General features: G+C 71.2%; 9 protein-coding genes. 3 read left to right on the forward strand and 6 right to left on the reverse strand.

The annotated features are described in order from the left end of the window. Positions 1 to 1,718: ABC transporter ATP-binding protein (locus ACWF94_RS20735; protein ID WP_453490192.1), on the forward strand; the 1,718-nt coding region annotated here is incomplete at its 5' end. Beyond that, complete coding sequence (locus tag ACWF94_RS20740; protein ID WP_453490195.1) at positions 1,715 to 3,613, forward strand: ATP-binding cassette domain-containing protein; 1,899 nt, start codon at positions 1,715 to 1,717, stop codon at positions 3,611 to 3,613. The genes ACWF94_RS20735 and ACWF94_RS20740, both read left to right, overlap by 4 nt. Before the next feature lie 66 nt (positions 3,614 to 3,679). On the opposite strand, the gene ACWF94_RS20745 is transcribed toward ACWF94_RS20740, so the two are convergent. After that, a complete protein-coding gene (locus ACWF94_RS20745) occupies positions 3,680 to 4,285 on the reverse strand; it encodes a LuxR C-terminal-related transcriptional regulator (protein ID WP_453490198.1) in 606 nt (201 codons plus the stop codon). A 601-nt stretch (positions 4,286 to 4,886) separates the two neighbouring features. On the opposite strand from ACWF94_RS20745, the gene ACWF94_RS20750 reads away from it, so the two are divergent. Continuing rightward, entirely contained in the window at positions 4,887 to 5,747 is an 861-nt protein-coding gene (locus tag ACWF94_RS20750; protein WP_453490201.1) for a siderophore-interacting protein, read from the forward strand. Positions 5,748 to 5,866: 119 nt separating this feature from the next. Here ACWF94_RS20750 and ACWF94_RS20755 read toward each other — a convergent pair whose 3' ends face one another. The 5 genes from ACWF94_RS20755 to ACWF94_RS20775 form a co-directional block, all read right to left on the reverse strand. Continuing rightward, on the reverse strand, positions 5,867 to 6,583 hold the full coding sequence (locus ACWF94_RS20755; RefSeq protein WP_453490204.1) for an SDR family oxidoreductase: 717 nt from the start codon (positions 6,581 to 6,583) through the stop codon (positions 5,867 to 5,869). A 167-nt stretch (positions 6,584 to 6,750) separates the two neighbouring features. Continuing rightward, positions 6,751 to 7,677: a VOC family protein gene (locus ACWF94_RS20760; protein WP_453490207.1), complete on the reverse strand. Its 927-nt coding sequence runs from the start codon at positions 7,675 to 7,677 to the stop codon at positions 6,751 to 6,753. 93 nt (positions 7,678 to 7,770) lie between these two features. Next, complete coding sequence (locus ACWF94_RS20765; protein ID WP_453490210.1) at positions 7,771 to 8,631, reverse strand: fumarylacetoacetate hydrolase family protein; 861 nt, start codon at positions 8,629 to 8,631, stop codon at positions 7,771 to 7,773. A 310-nt stretch (positions 8,632 to 8,941) separates the two neighbouring features. Next, the gene (locus ACWF94_RS20770; RefSeq protein ID WP_453490212.1) at positions 8,942 to 9,907 is read right to left on the reverse strand and encodes a VTC domain-containing protein; all 966 of its coding nucleotides are present in this window, start codon (positions 9,905 to 9,907) and stop codon (positions 8,942 to 8,944) included. Next, complete coding sequence (locus ACWF94_RS20775) at positions 9,904 to 10,533, reverse strand: DUF4956 domain-containing protein (protein WP_453490215.1); 630 nt, start codon at positions 10,531 to 10,533, stop codon at positions 9,904 to 9,906. The genes ACWF94_RS20770 and ACWF94_RS20775 overlap by 4 nt, the downstream gene beginning before the upstream one ends. Positions 10,534 to 11,245 lie beyond the last annotated feature (712 nt).

Here is an 11,245-nt window from a genome sequence, read left to right on the forward strand (position 1 = left end):
GGCTGGTACGGGCCGAGCCGCGCCACGGCGGAGCCGTCGCCCCCGGTGACCTCACCACCCGGCTCACCGCCAACGCCGCGGACGCCGCCGCCGTCCCCGTCACGGCCGCCACCGCGATCGCCGGGGTACTGGTCCCGGTGGGCGGGATCGTCGCCCTGTTCCTCATCGACCCCTGGACCGCCGTCGCCCTGCTCGTCGGCGCCCCCGCCTTCGTCGTCCTGCTGCGCACGCTGATCCGCCGCACGGCGGACGCCGCGGCCGACTACCAGCGCGAACAGGCCCTGGTCGCCACCCGGCTCACCGAAGTGCTCGACGGCATCGACACCGTACGGGCCGCCCACACCGCCACCCGGGAGCACGCCCGGATCACCGAACCGGTCACCGCGCTCGCCACCCACGGGCGGCGGACCTGGGAGATCCACGGCCGGGCGGTGGGCGGCAGCGCGGTGCTGCTGCCGCTGCTCACCGTGCTGGTGCTGGCCGTCGCCGGGGTACGGCTGTCGGCGGGGGCGATCAGCGTCGGCGAACTGCTCGCCGTCTCCCGCTACGCCGTCCTCGCCGTCGGACTCGGCGCGCTGACGGGCGCGCTGAGCGCCGTCTCCCGGGGCCGCACCGCCGCCCGCAGGCTCGACCCCCTCCTCGCCCTGCCCGCCGTACCCCACCGCTCCCTCGAACTGCCGCCCGGCGGCCCCGGCACGCTGGAACTGCGCGATGTCGATGTCGTACGTGACGGCAGGCCGCTGCTGCGCGGGGTGAGCCTCACCGTCCCCGGCGGTACGTCACTCGCCGTCGTCGGCCGCTCGGGCGCCGGAAAGTCCCTGCTGGCCGCCGTGGCGGGGCGGCTCACCGACCCCGACGCGGGACACGTCACCCTGGACGGCGTACCGCTGGACGGCATCGATCCGGTACGGCTGCGCCACGAGGTCGCCTTCGCCTTCGCCCGGCCCGCGCTGCTCGGTACGACCGTCGAGGACACCATCGCCTACGGCCCCGGCGGCGTCTGTGCCGACGCGGTACACTCCGCCGCCCGCGCCGCCTGCGCCGACGCCTTCATCGGGCTGCTGCCCCTCGGCTACCGCACCCCGCTGGACCGCGCCCCGCTCTCCGGCGGTGAGTGCCAACGCCTCGGTCTTGCCCGCGCCTTCGCCCACACCGGCCGGCTGCTGATCCTCGACGACGCCACCTCCAGCCTCGACACCGTCACCGAACGCCAGGTCCGGCGTGCCCTGACCGCGCGCGCGGGCACCAGCACCAGAATCCTCGTCGCACACCGGGTCTCGTCGGCCGCCGGCGCGGACCGGGTGGTCTGGCTGGAGAACGGCACGGTGCGCGCGATCGGGCGGCACACCGAACTCTGGTCCGACCCGGAGTACCGCGCGGTGTTCCACCCGGGGCGCGAGGATCCTGAAGGTCCTGAAGGTCCTGGAGATCCTGGAGGTCGTGAAGACGGTGGAGGTCGTGACGACGTCGCTCCGGAGGGTGCGTCACCTCGTCAGGCGGGCGCGTCGCACGGTCACGACGGCGCGCGTAGCCGCCCGGAAGGGGCGCATGTGAGCCGGGAGGCCGGAGAAACGGGCCGTGCGGACGCGAGTACCGATCCCGGGGCCCCGCGCACCGGGGTCGCGCCTCTCCGAACCGGCCATGGCGCCAGACTCGACACCGATCACGACACCGGCCCTCACGCCGTCCCGCGATCCGCCGCGGAGGAGCCCCGATGACCCCCGACCCGGCACCGGCACCGGCATCGGTCCCGGCCGAGGCCCCCGAGCGCCCCGGACCACCCGAAGGCGGGCCGCCCCGGCCCCGTACACCTTCCTCGTACGACCGGAAGGCCGCCGACGGCGGTACGAAGACCTCCGGTTCGTTCGGCCGGGTCGTACGGGAAGGGTGGCCGTTCCTGCGGGCGCGCGGGCGGGTTGTGCTTCGGCTGGCGGGATGGTCGCTGCTGGAGTTCGCACAGACGTTCCTCGGTGGCTACGCGGTGGCACGCGCGATCGACCGGGGCTTTCTGAACGGTTCCCCGGCCACCGGACTGCTGTGGCTGGCGGTCGCCGCCGTCGCCACCCTGCCCGCCGCGCTCGCCACCCGGGGAGTCTTCGGCGGACTGGCCGATCTGGTGGAGCCGCTGCGCGACGGACTCGTCCGCCGGGCCGTCGCCCAGGCGCTGCGCACCGGGCTGACGGGCCCGGACGCCGCCACCACCCGCGCGGTCTCCCGGATCACCCACCAGAGCGAGATCGCCCGCGACGGCTGGGCCGGACTCGTGCTGTCCGTACGCTCCTTCGTCTTCACCTCGGCGGGTGCCCTGGCCGGTATGGCCGCCCTGGCGCCCAGGCTGCTCCTGGTGGTGCTGCCGCCGCTGCTGCTCGGCCTGGGGCTGTTCCTGGCGACGCTCATCCCGATGGCGGCCCGTCAGCGCGCGTATCTCGGCGCCGACGAGGAGTTCGCCGCGTACGCCGGTCAGACCGCGTCCGCGCTGCGGGACATCGCGGCGGCGGGAGCCGGGGGCCGTACGGTCGAGCGGGCGGGCTCGCTCGCGGGCGACCAGGCGGCGGCGGCCCGTTCGCTGGCCCGCTGGGCCGCGGTGCGGATTCTCGCGCTCGCGGTGTCCGCCCGGCTGCCGCCGCTGCTTCTGCTGCTCGCCGCGCCCTGGCTGATGCGGCACGGCCTCACCAGCGGCGCCCTGGTCGGGGCGTTCACCTATCTGACACAGGCGCTGGCCCCCGCCCTGCACGCCCTGATGAGCGTCCTCGGCACCGCCGGGGGACGGCTGGTGGTGGTGCTCGACCGCTTCACCGGGCGCGCGCCGCTGCCGCCCGCACCGCCCCCGCCCCCGGTGCTGCCGACATCGCCGCCGTCCTCCATGACCGCCGAACTGCGTTCGGTCAGCTTCGCGTACGGGCCGGGTGCCCGGCCGGTGCTCGACCGGCTGGATCTCACGCTCCGGCGGGGTGACCATCTCGCGGTCGTCGGACCCAGCGGGAGCGGGAAGTCCACGCTCGCGGCCGTGCTCGCCGGGGTCGCCGCTCCCACCGGGGGCGAGGTCCGCTGGCTGGGCCGTCCCGCGACGGCACCCGAAGCCACCGCCGTACGGACGCTGCTGCCGCAGCGGGCGTATGTGTTCACCGCGACCCTCAGGGAGAATCTGCGCTATCTGCGGCCCGCCGCCCGGGACCGGGAGATCGCGGCCACCGTGGCGGCGATCGGACTGGGACCGCTGGTGGAGCGGCTCGGCGGACTGGACGAACCGCTCGATCCGCTGTGGCTTTCGCCGGGCGAGCGGCAGCTCGTCGCACTGGGCCGCGCCTATCTGGCGACCGCGCCGCTGCTGATCCTGGACGAGGCGACGAGCCATCTCGACCCGGCCGCCGAAGCGCGGGCGGAGACCGCGCTCGCCGAGCGCACGGACACGCTCGTCGTCATCGCCCACCGGCTGACCTCGGCGGCGCGGGCCCGGCGGGTGCTGGTGATGGACGGCACGAGGACGGTCTGCGGCACTCAGGCCGAACTGCTCGCCGGCTCCTCGCTCTACCGCGATCTCACCGGCTGCTGGACCCCCGCCCCCGCGCCCTCCTCGTCGCCCTCCTCCTCTCCCGCACCCTCCGCCCCCTGATCCTGCCGCCCCGCCCCGCCCCGCCCCGCCCCGTCCTGGCCCCGGCTCCGCCCTCGCCTCCGGCCGCTAGAGCCAGCCGAACTCCTTCGAGAGTCTTATGGCGTCCAGCCGGTTCCGGGCGCCCGTCTTGCGGATGGCGGCGGCCAGATAGTTGCGTACCGTGCCGCTGGCCAGATGCAGGGCACCGGCTATCGACGACACGGACTCGCCCTCCGCCGCCAGCGCCAGAACGCGTAATTCGCGTGCGGAGAGCGGGACTTCGGTGGCCTGGAGCAGACCGAAGGCCAGCGACTGGTCGATGTGCCGGCCGCCGGCCGCGACTTTCCGTACCACCTCGCAGAGATTGTCCACCGGGCCGAACTTGTCTATGTAGCCCAGGGCTCCGACGTCGGAGGCTCTGCGGAGATCCCCGGCCCGGTCCCCCCGGGCCAGCACGATCAGGGCCGTACGGCTGTCGGCCTGCTTGCGTAAACTCTCCATGAGCGTCAGAACTTCGACGGAGTCCGGACAGTCGAGATCGGTCAGCAGGATGTCCGAGGGGTTCTCCTCCATGGCGGCGCGCACCCCGCCCTTGTCCGTGGTCTCCACTCTCAGGCCGCTGTCCTCGCCGAGCAGGCACGCCAACGAGGCCCGCCACAGTGAGACCGCGTGGACCAACAGAACTGTCGTCATGGGCTGCTCCTCAACTCTCTTCCAGCAGGTGCGTTTCGTGCGTGCGTTTCGTCTGCGACGGTCACCAGTTCACCGCACTCGCGCGGTGCGGTACTGACGCAATGCCTCATACCCGCGCCGAGTGGACGCGAGGGGGGCGTGCGAGCGCACGGGAAAAGCGTTCGTGCGCCCCTGTTGACTTCTTCTGCCCGGAGTCGGCGAGGAGTGGCCAGGCGCGGCGGTGTCTGGCTGGAAGTCGGCCATGGCCGCACGGGTGACGCCGGGGCAGGCAGGCGATCGTTGCGACTCCGTCGAGGGTGAATGAGGTTAGCCTCACCTAAATGTGCCCGGGTGTGCCGGGGCCACGGAGGGTCATCGGGCGCGGTCGGCAGTCGACTTCCAGCCGCACCTGGAGTCCTGGAGCCCGAGAGGAAGGTTCGGTCATCGGTGCGCCGCGCGGGTGTGGCCGCCGTGCCGGGGTATGCCGGAATCCGCCTATGCGGTTCCCCTCCAGGGGCCCCCGATGAGTGAATAAGGTTAGCCTATCCTTATTCATCGCTGAGCCGTCGGACCGGTGGACGACCGGGCTGCCGGACCGCTGGACCACTAGGGGAGACCGTCCGTGAACCGAACGCTGCGCTACTCGGCACTGCACGTCAGCCGCACCGAGCGGATCACTCCGCTCATGGTCCGGGTGACCTTCGGCGGCGAGGATCTGGCCGACTTCACTCATGTCAGCGTCGATCAGCATGTGAAGCTGTTCTTCCCCCGGCAGCCCGGCCGGGCCCCGGTGATCCCGCCGATGCCCGCCGACGGCGATGTGGGCCGCTGGTACCAGGACTATCTGGCGATGCCGGAGGCCGAACGGCCCTGGATGCGCAGCTACACCATCCGGGGCCATGACGCGCGGCGGCAGGAGGTCGACATCGACTTCGTCCTCCACGGCCACGGCGACGAGAGCGGCCCCGCCTCGCGGTGGGCCGCCGAAGCCGCCCCCGGAAACATCGTGGGCATGCTCGGACCGCAGATCAGCCACTTCCGGACACCGGGCCGCCGGGACTGGACGCTGCTCGCGGGCGACGAGACGGCGCTTCCGGCGATCGGCGCGCTGATCGAGGCGCTGGAGCCGGGGGAGCGGGCGACCGCGTATATCGAGGTCGCCGACGCCGAGGAGGAGCAGGAGTTCACCACGGCGGGCGATGTCACGCTGCACTGGCTGCACCGCGACGGCGTCCGCCCCGGCGAGTCCCCGGTCCTGGTGGACGCCGTACGCTCCGCCGCCTTCCCGGACGGCGAGGTGTTCGCCTGGGTGGCGGGGGAGTCGTCGGCGGTACGGGCGCTGCGGCGGCACCTGGTCGACGACCGGGGCATCGACAAGCGCGCCATCGCCTTCACCGGATACTGGCGGTTCAAGCTCACTCAGGACGACGCCCCGACGGACGAGGACCTCGCCGACCAGACCGATGCGCTGGCCCAGGACTGAGCCGTACGCGCAACGGGGCCGCCCCCCCGAACGCCACGGGACCCGGCACGGGACCGGCGCCGGATCCGGCACGGGAGCCCTGGGGCCATGGGCGGCCCGAGGCCGTGGGCGCCCTCGGTTCAGGCGAGGCGCATACCGGCGTCGATGACGAGGTTGGCGCCGTTGATGCCAGGGGTGGTGAGCAGGAACATGACGGCGTTGGCGATGTCGTCGGGGGTGGGGAGGCGTTTGGCGGGGGTGCGCTGGCGCATGGCTTCGTACCAGTCGGCGCGGACCTTGTCGGCTTCGTCGACCGCCGCGGTGCCGCCGACGACGCCGGGGGTGAGGGCGTTGACGCGGACGGGTGCGATCTCCAGGGTGAGGGAGTTGACCAGGCCGATGATGGCGGCGTTGGCCATGGAGATGGTGGTGGAGCCGGGGACGGGGCGCCACATGGACAGTCCGCTGAACATGACGACGGAGGCGTCGGCGGTGAACTTGGGGATGGCCTTGTTGACGGCGGTGGCGTAGCCGACGGTCTTCATCAGGGAGGTGCGGGCGCAGTCGTCGGGGCGGAAGTCGTTGATGGTGTTGTGGTCGCGGTCGAGGGCGGTCAGGACGAGGCCGTCGACGGTGTCCATGCCCTCGAAGAGGGCGCCGATGGAGTCCCAGTCGGTGAGTTCGCAGGCCGCCCCTGTGACGGAGGGGCCGATCTCGGCGGCCCGCTTCCGGGCATCGGCGGCGTCGCGGCCGGTGATGGTGACACGGGCTCCCTGCGCGGCGGCGGCCTTCGCGACCTCGAAGCCAAGCCCTCGGGTGCCACCGATGACAACGATATGACTGTCAGGTCGCAGCATGTGCGTACTCCTAGCGGTATTGCTGACGAAGGGGTGGAGCGGGCCCTGCCGGTCGGGGTCGCCAGGGGCTCTGGCGCGGGCTCTGGCGCGGGGTCGCCACGGGCGGCCGGGCGGGGTTCGCCGGCGGGACCGACCGACGGGCCCGGCCAGTGGTGCCGGTGGGGTGCCTACCGCCGGGGCTGGTGGGCGCCGGTCATCAGGGCCGCGAGGTCGTCCGGGTTGAGGAACGAGGGCGGGGGCGGTGGTCCCCAGCTGAACAGGCCCTTGGCGCCTTCGAGGACCTCCGGCGTCCACAGTTCGTCCTCGGCGACGGTGTCCATGTCGGAGTAGTACTCGGAGAAGTTACCGGCCGGGTCCTTGAGGTACCAGAAGAAGTTCGATCCGGCGTGGTGGCGGCCCAGGCCCCAGACATGACGCTCGGGGTGGCCCTCCAGCATGGTGTGGGCGCCCCGGCCGATCTCGTCGATATCGTGCACCTGCCACGAGGTGTGGTGCAGGTAGTTCACCGGCGCGTTGAGGACCAGGATGTTGTGGTGGTCGGTGGAGCAGCGCAGGAACGCGCCCTTGCCCTTGATGTAGTCGCTGGCGCGGAACCCGAGGCCCTCCATGAGGAAGCGGGAGGTGGCCTCGTAGTCGACCGACCCGATCACCGCGTGTCCCAGCTTGCGCGGCCGGACCGGCCCCTCGCGCAGCACCCCCGGAGCCCGGGCGCCCGCTCGCTCGATACGGCCGGGGCCGTTGTACGGGGTCGGGGGGCACGCGGGCTGCCGGACGCGGTCGGCGATCCGGATGACCGCGCGGATGCCGGTGACCGGCTCCACAGCCGTCACGGACGCCGCGTCCCGGACGACCGGGACGCCCAAAGCGGTCAGACCGCCCGCGACCCGGGCCAGATCGTCCTGGTCGTCCGCGCCGATGCTGACCTCCACCAGCCGCCGGGTGGGAGCGCCGACGATCTTCAGCTGGCGCCCGCCGTCCACGGTGGTCAGCCACCCCGACGCGTCACGCACCAGCCCGAAGTCCTCGTAGTACGCGGCGGTCGCCTCGACGTCGGGAACGCCGATCACCAGCGAGCTCAGTCCGTGCAGTGACATGACCGAACCTCCTGCGCTGTCCGTACTGTCGGCGTCGACAGTGCATTTTGTACGTGCTGTACGGTCACTCTCCGGGTGCTGGTGCGCGCCATGTCATGCCTCCGTTGCCGCGACCATGCGGTGGCGCATCTCGCCGATGCCTCCGACATAGCTGACCAGCTCGTCGCCGTCCCGCAGATAGCGCTGGGGGGTGCGCCCCAGGCCCACCCCGGACGGGGTGCCGGTGAAGATCACGTCACCGGGCAGCAGGGCGGTGACCGCCGACAGCGAGGAGATCAGTGCCGCGACCGGGAACACCAGATCCGAGGTGCGGCCCTGCTGGACCTGCTCACCGTTGATGAGCGTACCGAGTTCGAGGTCGTCGCGGTCGGGCACCTCGTCCGGGCTGATCACCACAGGACCGACGGGCCCGAAGCCGGGGAAGGACTTGCCGAGGCTGAACTGCGGAGCCGGACCCGAGAGCTGGAGCCGGCGCTCCGAGATGTCCTGGCCCACGGTCAGACCCGCGACGTACTTCCAGGCATCGGCCTCGGGCACCCGCTCCGCCCGCCGCCCGATGATCACGACCAGCTCGACCTCCCAGTCCACATCACCGCCCGGGGGCAGCGTCACATTCCCGTACGGCCCGGTCAGACAGGTGGGGAACTTGGTGAACACGGTCGGGCTCTCGGGCACCGACAGCTTCGACTCGGCGGCGTGATCCGCGTAGTTCAGCCCGATCGCGAAGATCTGGCGCGGGGCGGGGACCGGATTGCCCAGTTCGGCGGCGCTCAGCGGCACGGCGTCCGGGCGGCCGGGGGACACGGTGGACGCGAACTCGGTCAGCTCGTCCCACCGCTCGTACGCCGACTGCATATCGGCGGAGAAGCGCCCGGCGCTGGCGCGCTCGACGTCCACCGCCTCACCCGGTGCGGTCACCAGACTCAGCCGACCGGAGACGTTGGCCACTTTCACGATGCACTGCTCCTCTGCTCCACCCGCGAGACGCGAGGTGACTCACGGCATGACCAATATGTAATCCCGCCACATTCGATAGGTCAATAGAGTTTCGAAAGTTCTCATCTTGTTCGTGTGGTTCGGGGATCTGGTGCGGCCTGGCTGTGCTGCCGGTCGTACGGCCGCCTCCCGGGCCGCCACCACGGCGAAGCCGCCCCGGGCCGCTGGGCGGCTGGGACGGCTTCGTTTGTCGCGGGGAGGTGGAGCCGACTCCGGCCCCGGGCGGGTCGGAGAGGTACCGACCCGGCCCCAGGGCAGGTCAGGGGGGTCAGGCACGCCCGAAGGTGAACCGGGCGTGGCGGCGCCAGATATTGGCGGGGAGCGATGGCTGGAGGCTGGCGAGCGAGCTGCAGTACTTGGTGAACACCGCGGGCCGGACCCCCTGGGCGTGCAGAAAGCGGTCCGCCTCGGTGAGATGGCCGATGGTCTTCGTCTCCACCAGGATCAGCCCGGGGTCGCTGTCGACGACGGCGTCGACGCGTACGTCATGGCAGCGCAGCACCGCGTCACAGGTGATCCGTTCCCCGGCGGACACCAGCGTGGCCCGTTTGTAGTCGGTGACGACCGACGGATCCAGTACGGGGGGTGCGTCGATGCCGTACGTGGTGCGCAGTGACTCCGCGAGGAAGTCCCGGTAGGGGGTATCGAGCGGAGTGTCGTCACCGGTCAGGCGGCGGCGGTGTTTGATCGTCTCCCCGCGCCCGCCCCTGAGCTTGATCTCGAACTGCCGCTCGCCCGAGTCCTGGTACACCCGCTCACGGATCTTGAACCGCACCCGGCGGCCCTGTCGGTGCTCATGGAAACAGCGCAGATCAGGAGTGTCGTAGTAGACGGAGTGATAGCGGAACCAGCGTCTGCCGCCGATCTCCAGCGCCCGGTAGGGCCCCTCCGGGCGGTCCGGGTCGGTCAGATGTGTGGCGAGCGCGGTGAAGATGGGAACGGGGACGAGATAGGCCCGGTCGAAGCGGTCGAGGAGTTCCGCGCTCTCCTGTAGCTCGGCGAGGGAAATGGACGACGCCGAGAGGATGGGCCCCGAGGGCGAGTCGAGCCGGGGGTCGAGCGCGGGCCCGGCCGGAGGGCCGGCCTCCGCTCCGGTTTCCGGCTTGGTCTCGGGCGTGGCCTCCGGCTTGGCCGCGGGCTTCACCCGGGCCTGTGGCTGCGCCTTCGGCTGGGCCTTCTGTTTGGCCTTCGGTCTGGCCGCGCGCTTGGCCCGGGAGGGCCTGTGGGGCGTCACACCGACTCCAGCGATGGCTGGGCGGGGCGGGAGGCGGCGGTGGTCTTCACCGGCTCGGCATACTCACGGACCTCCTTCGGCTCGCGGTAGCGGACATCCACCACCGTCAGATCGCGCACATAGTCCACCTCCGTGACGATCCAGTTCAGCGGTTCGCCGAGGCGCCGGTGAAGGTCGGCGCGCAGCTCGGCGGAGGTGGCGTACACCGCGTCCAAGGTGACCTCGGTCCGGCGGACCCGGGCGAACAGCCGTGGGTGATCGGCCGCGTAGACGACCACCAGCAGCACCCCGACCAGGGCTCCGGCCTCACGAACCTCCAACTGGGGCAAACCGCAGATGAGACCGGTGACGAGGGTCGTGAAGTAGTAGGCGACCTCCTCGTGCTGAATCGAGGCGGAGCGCACCCGGATGATTGATAACACGCCGAACAGGCCGAATCCGAGCGCCGTGCCACCGTTGCCGATCTGGGCGAGCGCGGCCACCACCGTAAAGAGCGCGACGTTGAGGGCCAGATACGCGGGGATCAGATCCCGACGCCGATGGCGGGGGTAGTACACGCCGAAGGTCAGCAGACACACGGCTATCAGGTCGAGGGCAAGGTGAGTGCCCAGCTGTGTCAGAGACATTGACGCACCTCCTATGGGGAATGACGAGCGGATTTGGATTGCCGAAATCTTAGGTGAACCCTTGGTCAAGAAGAAGGAAAGGGGATATCCTTTTATGCAAAAGAGGTGGCGGCTCGCGCCGTGTCGACTCGCTGTCGACGGCCGCGCGGGCCAGGGTGTGCGGGACTCGGGAAGCTCCAGGTGATGGGCACGCCAAGGCCGCTCATGACCCGGCGGTCACCCGGGCATGAGTAATTCCGTAAGGCGTTCTGTGAATTGTTCCCAGGGCATGAGAATAGTGCGCTCGTCATGCCGGGTGCCGTCGCCGTTTCACTCCAGGAGTGAGCGGCGTGAGTGCTTGGTCCTTCAAATCGATTGGATACTGGAAATCGCGTTCATGGGCCACGTTGACGTGCTGCCGAGCATGAGAGCCTTCGCGGGGTACGAGGGGGCCGGCGCCGAGTGTGCAGTGGTTCTACGACGACGGCCGCATTCTACGCATGACGCCGCGGCGACTCTGCGCCGGGCTGGGGTCCATACGGCCCGTACCGGATTCAATGACTTTCCATGGCCGAATTCCCACCCCACTCCGGCGCATTCCCCCACCCTGTCCGCCCACCGGACATCTCCGGAGGGCGGCACGGTCCGTCCCGCGTCCCGCGACCCGTACGGAACCCCGACTCGTACGGATCCTCGTCCTGTACGGAACCCGCACACCCGCACACACCTCGGT

The organism is Streptomyces sp. NPDC055078, from assembly GCF_053607985.1.

Coding starts and splice junctions, on each gene's coding strand:
- ACWF94_RS20740 (WP_453490195.1), top strand. CDS start 1,715: ATGACCCCCGACCCGGCACCGGCACCGGCATCGGTCCCGGCCGAGGCC.
- ACWF94_RS20745 (WP_453490198.1), bottom strand. CDS start 4,285: ATGACGACAGTTCTGTTGGTCCACGCGGTCTCACTGTGGCGGGCCTCG.
- ACWF94_RS20755 (WP_453490204.1), bottom strand. CDS start 6,583: ATGCTGCGACCTGACAGTCATATCGTTGTCATCGGTGGCACCCGAGGG.
- ACWF94_RS20760 (WP_453490207.1), bottom strand. CDS start 7,677: ATGTCACTGCACGGACTGAGCTCGCTGGTGATCGGCGTTCCCGACGTC.
- ACWF94_RS20775 (WP_453490215.1), bottom strand. CDS start 10,533: ATGTCTCTGACACAGCTGGGCACTCACCTTGCCCTCGACCTGATAGCC.